Genomic DNA, 14,883 nt, shown 5'->3' on the forward strand with positions numbered 1-14,883 from the left:
TGGATATAACAGGATTAATTTTTTACTTTATAACGTAACCAAACCGTGCCATCTTCCTTACTTTCCACATGATCTAAGTCAAACGAAACAGGGGTATCCGTTGACAATCCCTCTTTTGTTTCAAATAGAGAGGCAGCGGAAGCAGAACCATCAGCAAACGGGGCCATAACAACACTCACTTCATCACATAATCCAGCTTGTACAAAAGACCAGTTAAGCACAGCACCGCCACCAAGCATCAAGGTTTCAATATGGAATAAATCACTTAGCTTTTCCATGAGAACTTCGTAATCGAGTGCGTCCTTTCCTGCAATAACATAAGAAATATTTAACTTTCGCAACATCGCTTTGTATTCATTACTTGCTTTTTCTGTTAGTACCTCAATGACATGCGCTTTCGTGTCTCGATACTTTAACGTATTATTGTCCCAAGCAAGCTTTCCAGATGGATCTACGGAAACATAATATTTTGGTAAATCTGTTTCAACGATGAAATCACCCTCTGGTACAGGAGCGGCGCTCTTGTCTACATCAGGTTCTTTATATTTAGTAAAGGCCTCGTCTGTTGTGGTACGTCCAGAAAGCCAAGCTTGCATATCATAGTGTGAGTCTTCTCCAAAGGCAACATTATAAAAGAAATCAGCACTTGACTTTCTTTCCGGTAATGCCTTATGTGTTCCATCAATTTTTCCGTCAATGGACACAATCATATGGCAAAAGATATAAGGTTTCTTCATTTTGAAAAACTCCTTTTTCCTTTATTTCTTTTTAATATAAAGGATAGAGTGCACTCTATGTCAACTAGAAAGCCTTAGCTAACATTTTATATACGAATCACTTGACCTAGAGTTCACTCTAATCGGTAAACTTTATTATCAAGTGGTAGTACCGATATTTTACACAACGTTTCTAATAGTCATGGAATGATTCAAAGGAAGATATTGACCATTCATTTTATAGGGAGGATTTATATTGAAGACTTTATTGTATGTAAATATTCGAAATTACAAAGTAGAGCGGTTGAAACCTATTTATACGGCAAAAAAAATGGGGTATAGAATCGCTTTACTGGCAGATGTTGATCCAGGATTAGATGAAGGACTGATTGATGATTTAATCTTAGTTAACACGTATGACATGAAAGCTTCGGTTAAAGCAAGTGTTATCTATGCGAAAAAACATGCAGTGGCCGGTGTACTAACTTGGTCGGAAAAAGATGTGGAACTAGTAGCAAAGATTGGGGCTGAATTAAGGCTGCCTACCATTAGTACAGAAGCAGCTAAAAGGGCAAGAAATAAATATTTCATGCGAGATGCATTAAGAGAGGTGGAAGGGATTTGTCCAAAATTCAAGCGAGTCTTGTCGTTGGATGATTGGAAGCAAGCGGTTGATGAAATTGGTACACCAGGAATTTTTAAACCAGTCGGGGCAGCGGGAAGTAAAGGGATTTTTAAAATTGAGGCCGATACGGATATTCATGAAGCGTATGAAGTAATGATTAACTCCACTTCTCCGGATGACGATAAAATTTATACCTACTACCCTAATGAATATATTTACGAAGAGTATTTGGATGGCGCCGAAGTATCTGTTGATGGCGTGGTGCAGGATCATAACGTATATATTACCGGGGTGGCTGATAATTTAGTTTCGGAAGAATATTCTTTAGACTATATGGAGATTTTCCCATCTGAGAAGGATGAGGCGACCGTTAACGAGATAAAGAAAAGCGCGGAAACGGTTGTGAAAACACTGGGATTTAACCATTGTTCTTTTCATTTGGAAGGCAGGGTGACTACAGATGGCTTCAAATTGATTGAAGTGGCAGCTCGACCGGCTGGTGGGTTCATTGCTTCTCATGTTATGGAGAATGCTTCAGGTATTTCTTATTTAGAGTTCATTATTAAGGTTGCAGTTGGGGAAAGTATTAAAGACAGCTGGCCAGACTTTGATACAATCAGCACCCATAGTGTATGTCATTATGAAGTATTAGCTGATCAGGAAGGTGTTGTTACAGATATACGTGGCTTGGATGATGTCATGGAAGATGAGGATGTTATCTTGATTATTCCTGTAAGACAAATCAATGAGGAAGTGGTCCTGCCTCCTGAAGATTTTGAATCAAGCTACTTGGCAACAGCGATTATTAGAGGAAAAGGGTACGAAGAAGTGAAGAAAAAAATAGATAGATTAGAAAGCAAATTAGAGTACAAGATAAATGAACAATGACGGATGATTTGAAGGAGAAATAGTAAGGAGAGTCGCACAATGCAATGCTTAAGAAAAGTGTTGGTGTAGGTGATCACTCTTGGACCTTTCATTAGATGGTGACAGCAGTCAACTGTGGGGCTTTGATTAAGAACTTCCCAGTGTCAGGTGCTTGTTCTTAACCAAGTCATGCGTTAATATATGATTTCTTTATTGGACTTCTAATGTATCTTTTAATAGTATTATTTATTAATAGAATATTGCAAATAACAATTCTACATTTGGAGGAGGATATGTAATGGAATATGTAAAGTTCGGAAATACCGGTTTAGATGTATCACGTATCTGTTTAGGAGCAATGGGGTTTGGAGACCCTGATAAATGGATTCATAAATGGGTGTTAAATGAGGAAAAGAGTCGCCCTGTCATTAAGAAAGCAATTGATTTAGGCATTAATTTCTTTGATACAGCTAATATTTATTCCATGGGAGAAAGCGAAAAAATTCTTGGTCGGGCGTTGAAAGATTATGCCAAACGAGACGATATCGTTCTTGCAACCAAGGTTTACATGTCGATGCGTCCTAATCAACCGAATAGCAGAGGTTTATCCCGAAAAGCCATTATGACAGAGATAGATCATAGTTTAGAACGATTGGGAACAGATTATGTCGATCTGTATATTACTCATCGTTGGGATTATGATACACCAATTGAAGAAACGATGGAAGCTCTTCATGACGTAGTGAAATCAGGAAAGGCACGCTATATTGGGGCTAGCGCCATGTATGCTTGGCAGTTTCAAAAAGCGCAACGAGTGGCGGAGCGTAATGGATGGACAAAATTTGCATCGATGCAAAACCATTATAATTTGATCTATCGGGAAGAAGAACGAGAAATGATTCCTTTCTGCCAGGATGAAAAAATAGCATTAACGCCTTATAGCCCGCTTGCTTCTGGTCGATTAACTCGTGACTGGTCAGACACGACCTTCCGCTCTGAAACAGATGAGGTTCAGCAATCCAAGTATGATGCAATGATGGAATCAGATTCTGGGATCGTAGAACGCGTAAAGGAGCTTGCAAATAGGCACCAAACGACTAGAGATAAAATTGCCTTAGCGTGGCTTCTTCATCAGGATCAGGTGGTTTCTCCTATCATTGGCGCTCAAAAAGAAAGTCATATTGAAAGTTCTGTAGCTGCGCTGGACATTCAGTTAACACCGGAGGAGTTAGCATATTTGGAAGAATTGTATATTCCTCATCCCGTAGTTGGAGCTCTTTGAAAACTCCAAAATCACAGCTGAAACTTTTTAAGTAAAGGAATACGATAACAAGCACCCAAAACGAGTGTTTATAAATCGCTAGTTTTGGGTGCTTGTTTGTAAATAATATACTCAATTTTTATGATGAATCTGATGACGTTAACGATTGGTTACAATGTAATGATAGTAATGGACCTCACACTAGTTTATGAAACGTCTGCACACCAAAGCTCGATTTCTATTTTCAATTCAGGCCATCCTAATGCAGTAATATAGGCAACGGTCATGGAAGGGTAGGCTGTTTCGAATAGCTTATCCCATTCGGTGTAAAAATGATCCCAGTCTATTTCCTCGGTTGCCCAAATGTTCACTTTTATTACGTTGTCCTCCGTCAAACCTTCGGAGGCCAGCACCTTACTCATGTTGACAAACGTATAGCTCACCTGTTCGTTTAAATGGGAGGGAATATGAGCCTCTTCATCTATTCCGACCTGACCTGATGTCACGACCAAACCAGCACCTTTGGGTACCCTTGTAACATGGCTGTAGTTACCTACCGGTTTAGGCATAAAGGTTGGATTGCTTCTCGTAATTTTTTGCATAGTATTTACCTCACTTATTATTATTTCTGCTGAAAGAAGACAGACTCCACCAATTTGTTGAAATCTAAAAGAAAACAGCAGTAGAGTATCCATAGCCCATCGATAAAAATAGCAGTATTTTTTTCTTCATGACTAGAACACTCCTTTCCCTCCGTCTGTGAAGTAATCTATTTACGTTTCTTAACCATTCCATCAAGATAGATCGATTAAATCAAATATAATTCTAACAAACCGCAACATTCCTGTCCAACGCAGTATCGATCAAAGTAGCACGCTGCCTAATGATATCATAAGAAGATTTGTTGTGAAGGCCCGAGCTTATTCTTTACGTGCACCCTGTTAAAAAGCATCATATTAGATGCAATAGTAGGATAAACTCTGTACAATCATAATAAAAAAGGTTGATAAAATGAAACTATTTATCGTAGAAGATGATTCCGTCATTGCTCAAAAGATGAAAGAACATGTAGAAAAATGGGGATACGAAGGTACGGTGACAGAGGATTTTCAGCATGTCCTCTCCGAATTCATTGCCTTAGATCCGCAACTAGTACTTATGGATATTTCGCTTCCTTTTTTCAATGGCTATTACTGGTGTGGCGAAATACGCAAGGTATCCAAAGTACCGATTATTTTCATTTCTTCCGCTGTAGATAATTTGAACATTGTCAGGGCGGTTGAAATGGGAGCGGATGACTACATTACTAAACCATTTGATTTGGAGGTGTTGATGGCAAAGATTCAAGCGATTCTCCGCCGGACATATGACTTTAGTGGAGATAGTCATTTAATGGAACATCAAGGGTTAATTTTTAATGTGAATAATTTTACGATTTCCTTTGCGGATAAAACAGAAGAATTAACCAAGAATGAAGCAAAAATATTTCAAAAACTATTAGAAAATAGAGGGAAAATTATCAAACGGGATGCGTTAATGATGGCTCTGTGGGAGTCTGACAGTTTTGTCGATGATAGCGCATTATATACCAATATCAATCGATTGAGAAAGAAATTGCATCACATGGGGTTGGAGCATTATATTACGACAAAAAAAGGGGAAGGGTATATCATTGAGAGTTAACATGAAAATCTTATTAACCTATATAAATGATTATAAACGACCGATTGGTTTATGGCTATTGTTTGGTTTAATCCATGTTCTCACCAGCTTTTTATATCAACTGCCGATGGAACGTTCTATGTTATGGCTGGTGGTGTGTGGCTTTATTGGAATGATTGCGGGGTGTTTCCATTTCTATAACTATTACACGAAACATAAGGAATTGGAAGTTCTCCCTAGACAACCACATCTGGATATAGAGCAATTACCGAAGCCGGAAAACGTAATAGAGGCTGACTACCAGGCAATACTAAAAGAATTAACGACTGCACTTTCTCAGCTTGAACATACGAAAGCGCAAAACGAACAGGAAATATTAGACTATTTTACGATGTGGGTACACCAAATAAAGGTACCAATTTCCGCGCTTCATTTAATTCTCCAAGAAGAAGACAGGGAAGTTTCTGCTGAAATGAGGGATCAGTTATTCAAAGTGGAACAATATGTGGAACTCCTCCTACAGTATGTACGGTTAGGCAGTTCATCTACTGATTATCAGTTCCATAAGATAGACTTGGATACAATGATTCGAGACACACTCAAGAAGTATGCCTCCCTCTTTATTCGAAAAAGACTGCCTGTCCGTTATGATGGGGTAGATCAACGTGTGATCACGGATTCAAAATGGTTGGGCTTTGTATTAGAACAACTATTATCTAATGCCTTGAAATACACCAATAAAGGAGTTATTTCAATTTATTGGGAAGAACATGCAATAGTGATAGAGGATACTGGCATCGGGATTCGTCCAGAAGATATACCGCGTGTAGGCGAAAAGAATTTCACCGGTTTTACCGGCCGCCAGCATAAAAGTGCCAGTGGTATTGGACTTCATCTTTCCAAGCAAATTCTAGCGAAACTCGGGCATAAGATCGAAATAGAATCAGAAGTGGATAAAGGTACGAAGGTTTCCATTCTGTTTGATCCTGGGCAAATAACAATCGAATAGCTATCTAACAAAAACGTTAGAAACAAAGGAGAAATGTCAGATCGAACGGTAGAATGGCATTTCTCTTTTTTGCTATCGTATAAGTAGCAACAAGATAGTTGCTCAAAGAAAGGAGACTAGTATGACACTGTTACAAGTTCAACATTTAGGAAAAGTTTATACAACAAGATTTGGAGGGAATCAAGTAGAGGCATTATCTGATGTTTCATTCAGCGTTGATTCCGGGGATTATATCGCTATTATGGGTGAATCGGGTTCTGGTAAAACAACGCTATTAAATATTCTTGCGGCATTGGATAAACCAACACGAGGCAATGTAATATTAAATCGAAAAAATATGGTGCACATACCCGAAAACGAAATTTCTGCATTTCGGCGTAATCATTTGGGATTTGTCTTTCAGGATTTTAACCTGTTAGATACGTTTTCCATTCAAGATAATATCTTTGTTCCCTTGGTGCTAGCTGGAAAAAAGCATAAAGAAATGGAACAAAAACTAATGCCGATAGCAAAGAAACTTGGTATTGAGAATATCTTAGCCAAATTTCCCTATGAGATATCTGGCGGTCAGAAGCAAAGAGCAGCTGTTGCCAGAGCATTAATTGCGAATCCGGAATTAATCTTGGCAGATGAGCCAACTGGTGCACTGGATTCAAAATCTTCTGATGACTTATTGGAACAATTCGAACAAATTAATGCGGAAGGTCAGACGATTCTCATGGTAACTCATAGCATTCGAGCTGCCAGCCATGCCAAACGAGTATTGTTTATCAAAGACGGCAATGTATTTCATGAGTTGTATAAAGGGGAGACATCAAATGAGGAAATGTTCCAAAAAATCTCTCATACGTTAACAATGTTAGCTACGGGGGAGGATAGCAATGCGTAATGGCTTTTATTTGAAAATGGCGGCAGACAGTATTCGCAAAAATAGCAAAATGTATTTACCTTTTATCATTTCTTGTATTAGTACGATCATGATGACGTATATTATCCAGGCATTATCCACCAACCCGGGACTTGCGGATATTCCAGGCGGAGCTAACTTACAAACTATTTTGTCCATGGGATATTTTGTCTTGCTTATCTTTTCCACTATTTTTCTTTTTTATATGAATAGTTTTTTAATGAAAGATAGGAAAAGGGAATTTGGCGTCTACAACATTTTGGGTATGGATAAAAAGCATATCACGAAAATGCTTGCTTACGAAACATTTTATATTGGTGTATGCAGTATGATCGTAGGGTTAATTGCCGGCACAATCCTGAATAAAGTATGCGTACTATTGATTCGCCAAATGATGGGGGCGAATGTAGCGCTTGGATTTGAATTTTCTTCTGGAGCCGTTATATGGACACTAAGCTTCTTTACCATCATTTTTCTAATGATTTTAATGGGGAATGTCTATCAAATTCGCTTAGCTCATCCGATAGATCTGCTGAAAAGCGGAAATGTTGGAGAAAAAGAGCCGAAAACCAAAATTTTTCTTTCCATTCTCGGTGTACTACTAACGGGTTGGGGATATTATATTGCGTTAACCTTACAATCTCCCATTCAAGGCATGCCTTATGTCTTGCTAGCAGCAGTCGTAATTATTGCAGGTACTTACCTCTTATTTACGACGGGAAGTATTGCCGTACTCAAAATCTTAAAAAACAATAAAAATTATTATTATCAGACCAACCATTTTATTCCGGTTTCCGGTATGATCTATCGGATGAAAAAGAATGCGGTAGGGCTTGGAAACATTACGGTTTTATCTGTGGGTGTTATTTTATTACTTTCGATTGCTGTTTCCTTATATATTATATCGGAGGGGGATGGCGATTCACAATATTCTGGCAATGTCATTTCAGAGGTAAGGTTATCAGAAGATGTAGCGGACACGGGGGAAGAAATAAAAGCAGATCTCAATGAACTCATTGATCAAACCGCTACGGAAACGAATCAAACAGTTACCGGGTCATCCACTAATCTCTATCTTACTTTTCAGACGATAGCTACAGACGATGGTTTTGAAGTCACCAAAGATGCTTATTCGATGTTAGGGAATCAGCGTACAGTCGGTTTATATTTCACGGATCAGGATAATTACAATCAGTTAACAGGCGATCATATATCGCTTGATGAAAATGAAGTGTATATACATGGGACGAATGATGAATATCCAAACGAAACTCTTTCACTGATGGATTATCAATTTACTGCCAATGTCATGGGAAATATGGAAGAGTTCTCAATGGGCAGTGAAACGACAAGTGCCATTGGGGCTACCTATTATATCATTGTCGAAAATGTAGCTGTTCTTCGACAAATTGACCAGCAGCAACAAGAAATATTGGAGGAATATGCTGCGGGCACGAATGTGTCTACACAAATCCATTTAGAACAAGGGATCAATGAGCAACAAGAAATAGCATTTGGCGACCAGCTGCGATCTAACATGGAACAAGCAGGTATGGACATTGTTGTCGTAGATACCAGAACAGAAGCAGCGAGTGATCTACAAGCTCTCCGAAGTGGTGTGTTGTTTATCGTCTTGAATTTAGCGATCTTACTGTTGTTAATGACGGTACTGATTATTTACTATAAACAGACATCGGAGGCGTATGATGATCAAGAGCGCTTTTCCATCTTACAAAAAATTGGTCTGAATCAATCAGAAATTAAAAAAGCAATCAAATCTCAGATTTTGACTGTGTTTTTCTTACCTGTGATCGTAACAGGAATCCATATTTTAGCACTTTATCTTCTGATGAGAAAATTGATGATTCTAGTGATGATCAATCAAGTGAATTTATTTCCCGTTGGTCTGCTTCTCGCTTTTTTGGTTTTCTTGATTGCTTATGTGATTGTTTACCGGATAACGGCTCGGGTTTATTACAAGATAGTTCAATAAATGATGTCATAAGAGGGGGGTGATGCTGTATGCATTTGAGTCTATTCGAGTTACTGCTTATTTTTGTTGGCGGGATGGTTATTTTAGGGGTTCAATTTTTCTTATCGACTAGAAAGAATCGATTAATGGGGCTTCTTTTCCCGCTAGTATCTTTGGGCTACTTCCTATATATGTTTTTACAATCAGATATCTTTGCTGATATGTCCTTCGGTATGAAAACGTATATGCTAATTGCTCAAAATATCCCAACACTTCTTTTGCTGGGGATTTACTTTGCCTCCCGTTACCGTATGAATAAGCGAAGGGAGGGGTAACGGAGTATTCAATGTCATTTCCATGATAAAGAACCGGACTGTTTTTTGTCCGGTTTTCCTTATGATTCAAAGAGATCAGCGTGGTAAAACAATACGACACTCTGTTCCGATATTTGGCTTGCTTTTGATCGTAATATCTCCATGATGAGCCAAGATAATTTGTTTGGCAATGGCCATTCCCAGGCCAGTTCCCGCATTACCCTCGGCAGAATTAGTTCCCCGGAAATAGCGATCAAATAAACGGTCGACAGTTTCTTGACTCATGCCAATTCCATCATCCTGTATGGTAATATGAATGCTGTCTGTTGTTTGCTGTAGTTTGATTCGGACGCTAGTGTTAGCTGGATTATGCTTGCTGTTTAGCATCTGGCATTTTCTCCATTTGCTTCACAATTCCTTTAATAAAAGATACCAAATAATGGTTGACTTTTACTGCTGAAGTTTAATATAATGATTTCGAATCGTAATAATTACGATTTAATGAATGTCTGTAGATTATGATGGTTTCAACCGTAACTGTAGTGTACGGAGAAAGGAAGAGGAAACTTGGCAGTAATCAACACACAAACAGAAGAAACATGGAGGTATCACAGCCTTCATGGTCTGAGTTAGGATCTCAACGGATTATCTTTTCAGCTATTTCATGCATGGAGTTAGAAAAATGGGAAGAAACAAAGAAGGATTTATCCATTCTTGAACACATTCGGATAATCGTGTTCATTTCTTTGAAAACACAGCAACAACGTTTCATAAAAGGAAAGAAAACAATAAAATTTATAGAAGTGAGGGAAAAAAGATGAGCTTTCTACAATCTAAAAAAATACCTGTTACCATTTTGACTGGTTACCTAGGGGCAGGAAAAACTACGCTGTTAATATGAACAATCATTCTATGGTGCGCTGCTTTCCTGGAAACCTATCACTAGGTAAGTGTGTTTTCAATGATTAGAAATGCAAAAGAAATAGGAAAATAATAAAAGAAGAAGGAGAAATAATAGGCTAAGCAGTCATTTTTATAATGTTTGGGGGTAAATGATAATGACAACATGGGATTTAAATAATATGGAGCATCACCTCCTTATTTGTAATGGGAGCACTTGTAATAAGAAGGGGGCTGAGGAACTAACACAAGCCATTCGAAAAGAAATTACAGATCGTGATCTAGATGATATTATTCATACAACACGGACAAAGTGCAATGGTAGATGTCTTGATAAGTGTGTGGTGATCGACTATCCGAAAGGGACATGGTACAAGGATCTGCAACCAAAAGATACGACACCCTTTATTCAGTCTCTTCTTATCAATGAAGATTACACAAAAAAAGTGAGCCATACCTTTGGCGACCAAAGTTTGGAACGTGTGGAAGGGATTTATGCAGAAATCTCGAAAGATAAAGAAAGAGTACGTAGAGTATCGAAGTGACAGAACATTCGTATTACTAGAAAACAAATATCAGATACGATAGTGATAAGAGCTATCAGGACATCACCCACCATAAAGGAGACAGTGAAAAGGGATAACGTCCAATCTTTTCCGTGTTTTTCTAATAAGAGGGGGGAGCTTACAATGCTTGATAACATATATCGCAAAGTGATTATGGATCACTATAAATATAAGAGAAATTTTGAGGAATTAGAAGGAGAAAATATCGTAAAAGTACATTATAAGAATCCGACGTGCGGTGATGTGATGTCTTTATTTTTAGATGTGGATTCGGATAAAGTAAGAAAAGCTGCTTTTCTTGGTGAAGGATGCAGTATTAGTATGGCTTCTGCGTCCATGATGACCGAATTGATCGAAAATAAATCATTAAAAGAGATTGCTATACTAAGAGATAAAATGGAAGATTTAATTCGTCATGCTAAAGCATCAGGTAATGAAGAATTGGGTGACAGCTTATCGCTGCAAGGAGTTCACGCTTTAAAAGCAAGGCATAATTGTGCGTTAATGACTTGGCAGGCTTTAGACAAAGCCTTGGAAGATACAGCCGGGTACGATGTTGGTACATGTCATCCAAAATAAGACCCAAAACTTTGAATATCAAATGACAACATGAATATCATGGTTTTCTCCTCACTTTTGTGGGGAGTTTTTTTGTGATGACGATTTTTTCAAGTGCGTCTTTCTTGAAACTATACACTAGTGTCGTTTATAATGGATACCATAAAACGACAACACTGTATAGTTTTATATCATTCAAATTGGAGGTGGTTTTATGGCGCCAAAAGTTAGTGCCGAATATAAAAGGGAAAGAAAAAAGGAACTGGTAGAGATAGCGAAGCAGGTGTTTATCGAGCAGGGTTTTATTCACACATCGATGCAGGATATTATGAATAAAGCTGGCATCTCAAGAGGGGCATTGTATAGTTACTTTGATAATAGGGAACACGTTTTTCTCGAAGTATTGCGCTATGATGACGAAAAAGATATGCCAGCTTTTGTGTCTGCAGCAGGGGAGTCCGTATGGCAACAATTAAAAAGCTGGCTTGATGAACAGCGATCCTACATAGAGCACATTGATCAAACATTGCTTCAAGCAAGAGCAGAGTTCTTTCTGTCATCTAATGATGCAAAGAATAAAGATAATTCCCCTTATATTTCGGAACGTTACAATCGAATAACGGAGGCTATAGCAACTGTATTAGATGAAGGAAAACGAAAAGGCGAATTAAATCCTCAACAATCTACACGCTCCATTGCGCGGTATTTGATATCTTTTATCAACGGTTTAATGTTAGATACGTATCATCTTGGGTATGACCAAACAAAAGTAAAGGAACAATTAGAGGTTTTGCTTTTTACTTTAGAAATAGTAGTTAATCCGAAATCTGTGAACAAGGAGTGAGGCTATTGTTGTTTGAATCATCCAGAGTGCAGCTGAGAAAGATGACAGAGGGTGATGTAACGGTGTATCACAAATGGAGAAACGACATGGAAGTGATGTACACGACCAATCCATCCATAGATGTTTATCCGATGGCAGCAACGCAGAAATTTGTCGATCAAGTTATCTTGGGATCCACTTCAGCCAAAAGTTATATCATGATGGAAAAAGAAGACGAAATCCCCATCGGTATTGTATCTTTAATCCATATCGATTATGAGAATAGAAATGCGGAATGTATTATAGATATCGGGGAAAAGGAATATTGGGGCAAAGGCTATGGTTCAGAAGCATTGCGGTTACTGTTAGATTACGTTTTCTATGAAATGAATCTTCATCGCGTTTCCCTTAAAGTATTTTCGTTTAATGATCGAGCCATTCATTTGTATACGAAAATTGGTTTTCAACCAGAAGGAACCAGTAGACAAAGCCTGTTTAGAAATGGCGAATGGCATGATATCATTCATATGGGATTGCTTCAAACGGAATACTTTGAGCAAAAACGAGGAATGAACAAGTAATGATGAGGAAAAAGGCATTACTTTCGTGATGAAGTAATGCCTTTTTTATATCCAATCGCAATATCATACAAGAAACCACAAAGAATACTTGTTATCTTAGAAAAAGATAAAGCAGGTTGAGAGGAGAGCAAGGGATGTCAGATACAACTCGAACGATTTACTTGGACCCTGATTTGAATTTAGAAGCCTATCGATTTAAAGGGATCACGCAAAAGTTCCTAGCACACTTTCATGATTATTATGTGATTGGTTTTATGGAGGAAGGAGAGCGGCATCTTATCTGCCAAGGAAAAGAATTTATTATTAACGCAGGAGATGTACTTATTTTTAATCCATACGATACCCATAGTTGTGAGCAAATCGATGGAAAAACATTAGATTATCGTTGTATCAATATCAAGATAGAAACAATGAAAAAGGCCGTTTTTGATATAAATGGTGAAGATAATTTACCGCATTTTCAAGCTAATGTGCTTTATCAAAGTGAAGTGGTATCTAATTTGAAGGAATTACATTTGAAAATAGGGCAGGGAGAGGATGCATTTGAAAAAGAAGAATTATTTTTATATGTAATAGAAGAACTAATGAAAACAAACTCGGACATGCCTATTCCGACCACAGTTCCGGAGTCTTCTCATCAAATTCAAGAAATAAGTGATTATATGGATGTGCATTATAACCAGAAAATTTCATTACAAGAGTTAAGTGATTTAATAGGATGGAGCAAATATCATTTATTGAGATCTTTCACTAGAAACAAAGGAATATCTCCGTACAGTTATTTGCAAACCAATAGGGTGAACCATGCAAAAAAACGGTTAGAACAAGGCATTAAGCCAATTGAAACAGCTTATGCAACGGGATTTAGTGATCAGAGTCATCTGACCAAATGTTTCAAAAGTATGATTGGATTGACACCTAAACAATATATGAAGACGTTTGAAGCAAAGGAGAGATCTAGTAAATGAAGAAAATGAAAACGGTACTTGTTATGGATGGAAATCTTCCGTTAGGATTGATCGTGAATACAGCAGCTATTCTAGATGCACCTGAAATTGTGAGCTAACCTATCCGTGATCAGTCTGGTGTAAAGCATGCAGGCATTGTCAAAACACCTTGACAGAAAACGCCGAGCTTCCATCAAATTGCTGATAGAGGAATTTACGAATCTAACGGTTGTTGATTTTTCCAATGCGGTCCAAAGCTATCCAACGTATGACGAATACATAAAGAAGCTTCAGGCAATGGATAAAACAGATTACCTGTACTATGGTCTAGGTATATATGGCGAAGAGAAAAAAGATCAATCAATTAACTGGCAGTCTTGCTTTATTAAGATAGTAGGAAGGGGGAGAGCGGATGGACCATTTAGCAGCATATATGTTGATGGCGCTGATGATGTCGATGCTACCTGGCACAGATACGGTATTGGTGATGAAAAACACGATGGCTCATGGCTCCAAGGCTGGCTATTATACCACGCTGGGGATAGCTTCAGGGCTAATTTTTTGGACGATGATTGCGGTATTCGGTTTGGCTGTTGTTATTGCCCGATCTGTCTTTCTGTTCCATGTTATTAAGTATCTAGGGGCCGCATATCTGATTTATTTAGGACTCCGGGCTTTTTTTACGAAAAGTACTTTTTCCATGGATAGCGTGCCGGATCACAACAAAAAATCTACCCATGCTTATGTAAAAGATTCGTTTTTTCAGGGGGCAGTGAGTAATGTATTGAATCCGAAAACGGTTTTGGTATATGTTACTTTCATGCCGCAGTTTATCCATGTAAATGGGAATACAAATCAACAATTGATAATACTAGGTTTCATTCTTACATTGATAGCAGCCGGCTGGTTTTTTATTCTGGTCTATTTCTTGGATGTGATGAAAAAATGGTTCAAGAAACCCGTATTCCAAAAGTTTTTTCAAAAATGTACTGGAGTGCTATTGATGGGCTTTGGTGTGAAAATGATTGTTTGATGTCTATCAGGCCAACGATGAAAAGTAACAGACGTGGCAGTTAAAAAAGATACCAACTTTTTCTAGATTGGTATCTTTTTTGTTTGTCTTTTTGTGTTCTCCTAAACCAAGTTCCCATGTTAATAATGCTATTTTCTCTGTT

Annotated in this window: 18 protein-coding genes and 1 pseudogene; 16 read left to right on the forward strand and 3 right to left on the reverse strand. The window is 38.0% G+C overall.

The genetic code is table 11. From position 1 onward, the window contains the following. Positions 1 to 14: 14 nt before the first annotated feature. Positions 15 to 737, reverse strand: a complete 723-nt coding sequence (locus E0E32_RS13005) for a dihydrofolate reductase family protein (RefSeq protein ID WP_130859913.1) — start codon at positions 735 to 737, stop codon at positions 15 to 17. A 235-nt stretch (positions 738 to 972) separates the two neighbouring features. Here E0E32_RS13005 and E0E32_RS13010 point away from each other — a divergent pair, with 235 nt between their 5' ends. Both E0E32_RS13010 and E0E32_RS13015 read left to right on the forward strand, forming a co-directional pair. Continuing rightward, positions 973 to 2,229, forward strand: a complete 1,257-nt coding sequence (locus E0E32_RS13010; protein ID WP_130859914.1) for an ATP-grasp domain-containing protein — start codon at positions 973 to 975, stop codon at positions 2,227 to 2,229. Positions 2,230 to 2,506: 277 nt separating this feature from the next. After that, on the forward strand, positions 2,507 to 3,490 hold the full coding sequence (locus E0E32_RS13015) for an aldo/keto reductase (RefSeq protein ID WP_066193389.1): 984 nt from the start codon (positions 2,507 to 2,509) through the stop codon (positions 3,488 to 3,490). 185 nt (positions 3,491 to 3,675) lie between these two features. Here the strand turns inward: E0E32_RS13015 and E0E32_RS13020 are convergent, their stop codons facing one another. After that, entirely contained in the window at positions 3,676 to 4,071 is a 396-nt protein-coding gene (locus E0E32_RS13020; RefSeq protein WP_066193391.1) for a RidA family protein, read from the reverse strand. Positions 4,072 to 4,480: 409 nt separating this feature from the next. Here E0E32_RS13020 and E0E32_RS13025 point away from each other — a divergent pair, with 409 nt between their 5' ends. From E0E32_RS13025 to E0E32_RS13045, 5 genes are all read left to right on the forward strand, one after another. Further along, positions 4,481 to 5,152 carry a response regulator transcription factor gene (locus tag E0E32_RS13025; RefSeq protein WP_066193393.1) on the forward strand — a complete coding sequence of 224 codons (672 nt, stop codon included), beginning with the start codon at positions 4,481 to 4,483 and terminating at the stop codon, positions 5,150 to 5,152. Between the two features lies 1 nt (position 5,153). After that, positions 5,154 to 6,140, forward strand: a complete 987-nt coding sequence (locus tag E0E32_RS13030; protein ID WP_066193395.1) for a sensor histidine kinase — start codon at positions 5,154 to 5,156, stop codon at positions 6,138 to 6,140. 121 nt (positions 6,141 to 6,261) lie between these two features. Then, complete coding sequence (locus E0E32_RS13035) at positions 6,262 to 7,029, forward strand: ABC transporter ATP-binding protein (protein WP_130859915.1); 768 nt, start codon at positions 6,262 to 6,264, stop codon at positions 7,027 to 7,029. Further along, the gene (locus tag E0E32_RS13040) at positions 7,022 to 9,040 is read left to right on the forward strand and encodes an FtsX-like permease family protein (RefSeq protein ID WP_130859916.1); all 2,019 of its coding nucleotides are present in this window, start codon (positions 7,022 to 7,024) and stop codon (positions 9,038 to 9,040) included. Before E0E32_RS13035 ends, E0E32_RS13040 begins: the two co-directional genes overlap by 8 nt. Before the next feature lie 29 nt (positions 9,041 to 9,069). Continuing rightward, positions 9,070 to 9,354 (forward strand): hypothetical protein, encoded by a 285-nt coding sequence (locus E0E32_RS13045; protein WP_066193404.1) that lies wholly within the window; start codon positions 9,070 to 9,072, stop codon positions 9,352 to 9,354. Between the two features lie 75 nt (positions 9,355 to 9,429). On the opposite strand, the gene E0E32_RS13050 is transcribed toward E0E32_RS13045, so the two are convergent. Further along, positions 9,430 to 9,720, reverse strand: coding sequence for a sensor histidine kinase (locus tag E0E32_RS13050; RefSeq protein WP_130859917.1), 291 nt, complete (start codon positions 9,718 to 9,720; stop codon positions 9,430 to 9,432). 430 nt (positions 9,721 to 10,150) lie between these two features. On the opposite strand from E0E32_RS13050, the gene E0E32_RS13055 reads away from it, so the two are divergent. The 9 genes and pseudogenes from E0E32_RS13055 to E0E32_RS13090 all read left to right on the forward strand — a co-directional run bounded on the left by E0E32_RS13055 (position 10,151) and on the right by E0E32_RS13090 (position 14,741). Next, a complete protein-coding gene (locus E0E32_RS13055) occupies positions 10,151 to 10,234 on the forward strand; it encodes a GTP-binding protein (protein ID WP_207302293.1) in 84 nt (27 codons plus the stop codon). A gap of 157 nt (positions 10,235 to 10,391) precedes the next feature. Then, positions 10,392 to 10,778, forward strand: a complete 387-nt coding sequence (locus E0E32_RS13060) for a (2Fe-2S) ferredoxin domain-containing protein (protein WP_130859918.1) — start codon at positions 10,392 to 10,394, stop codon at positions 10,776 to 10,778. Positions 10,779 to 10,922: 144 nt separating this feature from the next. Continuing rightward, positions 10,923 to 11,378 (forward strand): Fe-S cluster assembly sulfur transfer protein SufU, encoded by a 456-nt coding sequence (gene sufU / locus E0E32_RS13065; RefSeq protein ID WP_130859919.1) that lies wholly within the window; start codon positions 10,923 to 10,925, stop codon positions 11,376 to 11,378. A 193-nt stretch (positions 11,379 to 11,571) separates the two neighbouring features. After that, positions 11,572 to 12,201, forward strand: a complete 630-nt coding sequence (locus E0E32_RS13070; protein ID WP_130859920.1) for a TetR family transcriptional regulator — start codon at positions 11,572 to 11,574, stop codon at positions 12,199 to 12,201. A gap of 5 nt (positions 12,202 to 12,206) precedes the next feature. After that, positions 12,207 to 12,761: a GNAT family N-acetyltransferase gene (locus tag E0E32_RS13075; RefSeq protein ID WP_130859921.1), complete on the forward strand. Its 555-nt coding sequence runs from the start codon at positions 12,207 to 12,209 to the stop codon at positions 12,759 to 12,761. Between the two features lie 134 nt (positions 12,762 to 12,895). Next, on the forward strand, positions 12,896 to 13,729 hold the full coding sequence (locus E0E32_RS13080) for a helix-turn-helix domain-containing protein (protein ID WP_130859922.1): 834 nt from the start codon (positions 12,896 to 12,898) through the stop codon (positions 13,727 to 13,729). After that, positions 13,726 to 13,827 (forward strand): DUF2000 domain-containing protein, encoded by a 102-nt coding sequence (locus E0E32_RS22635; RefSeq protein WP_165445031.1) that lies wholly within the window; start codon positions 13,726 to 13,728, stop codon positions 13,825 to 13,827. The genes E0E32_RS13080 and E0E32_RS22635 overlap by 4 nt, the downstream gene beginning before the upstream one ends. A 28-nt stretch (positions 13,828 to 13,855) precedes the next feature. After that, positions 13,856 to 14,050, forward strand: a pseudogene (locus tag E0E32_RS22830) (DUF2000 family protein); the annotation flags it as partial. Positions 14,051 to 14,120: 70 nt separating this feature from the next. Continuing rightward, on the forward strand, positions 14,121 to 14,741 hold the full coding sequence (locus E0E32_RS13090) for a LysE family transporter (protein WP_130859924.1): 621 nt from the start codon (positions 14,121 to 14,123) through the stop codon (positions 14,739 to 14,741). Positions 14,742 to 14,883: the final 142 nt, after the last annotated feature.

The organism is Gracilibacillus phocaeensis (assembly GCF_900626275.1).
Classification (GTDB): Bacteria; Bacillota; Bacilli; order Bacillales; family Amphibacillaceae; genus Gracilibacillus; species Gracilibacillus timonensis.

What these genes read in the sequence shown, in the direction of transcription:
- E0E32_RS13005 (WP_130859913.1), bottom strand. Translation starts at nt 737, where the DNA reads ATGAAGAAACCTTATATCTTTTGCCATATGATTGTGTCCATTGACGGA.
- E0E32_RS13015 (WP_066193389.1), top strand. Translation starts at nt 2,507, where the DNA reads ATGGAATATGTAAAGTTCGGAAATACCGGTTTAGATGTATCACGTATC.
- E0E32_RS13020 (WP_066193391.1), bottom strand. Translation starts at nt 4,071, where the DNA reads ATGCAAAAAATTACGAGAAGCAATCCAACCTTTATGCCTAAACCGGTA.
- E0E32_RS13025 (WP_066193393.1), top strand. Translation starts at nt 4,481, where the DNA reads ATGAAACTATTTATCGTAGAAGATGATTCCGTCATTGCTCAAAAGATG.
- E0E32_RS13030 (WP_066193395.1), top strand. Translation starts at nt 5,154, where the DNA reads ATGAAAATCTTATTAACCTATATAAATGATTATAAACGACCGATTGGT.
- E0E32_RS13035 (WP_130859915.1), top strand. Translation starts at nt 6,262, where the DNA reads ATGACACTGTTACAAGTTCAACATTTAGGAAAAGTTTATACAACAAGA.
- E0E32_RS13040 (WP_130859916.1), top strand. Translation starts at nt 7,022, where the DNA reads ATGCGTAATGGCTTTTATTTGAAAATGGCGGCAGACAGTATTCGCAAA.
- E0E32_RS13045 (WP_066193404.1), top strand. Translation starts at nt 9,070, where the DNA reads ATGCATTTGAGTCTATTCGAGTTACTGCTTATTTTTGTTGGCGGGATG.
- E0E32_RS13050 (WP_130859917.1), bottom strand. Translation starts at nt 9,720, where the DNA reads ATGCTAAACAGCAAGCATAATCCAGCTAACACTAGCGTCCGAATCAAA.
- E0E32_RS13055 (WP_207302293.1), top strand. Translation starts at nt 10,151, where the DNA reads ATGAGCTTTCTACAATCTAAAAAAATACCTGTTACCATTTTGACTGGT.
- E0E32_RS13060 (WP_130859918.1), top strand. Translation starts at nt 10,392, where the DNA reads ATGACAACATGGGATTTAAATAATATGGAGCATCACCTCCTTATTTGT.
- sufU (WP_130859919.1), top strand. Translation starts at nt 10,923, where the DNA reads ATGCTTGATAACATATATCGCAAAGTGATTATGGATCACTATAAATAT.
- E0E32_RS13070 (WP_130859920.1), top strand. Translation starts at nt 11,572, where the DNA reads ATGGCGCCAAAAGTTAGTGCCGAATATAAAAGGGAAAGAAAAAAGGAA.
- E0E32_RS13080 (WP_130859922.1), top strand. Translation starts at nt 12,896, where the DNA reads ATGTCAGATACAACTCGAACGATTTACTTGGACCCTGATTTGAATTTA.
- E0E32_RS22635 (WP_165445031.1), top strand. Translation starts at nt 13,726, where the DNA reads ATGAAGAAAATGAAAACGGTACTTGTTATGGATGGAAATCTTCCGTTA.
- E0E32_RS13090 (WP_130859924.1), top strand. Translation starts at nt 14,121, where the DNA reads ATGGACCATTTAGCAGCATATATGTTGATGGCGCTGATGATGTCGATG.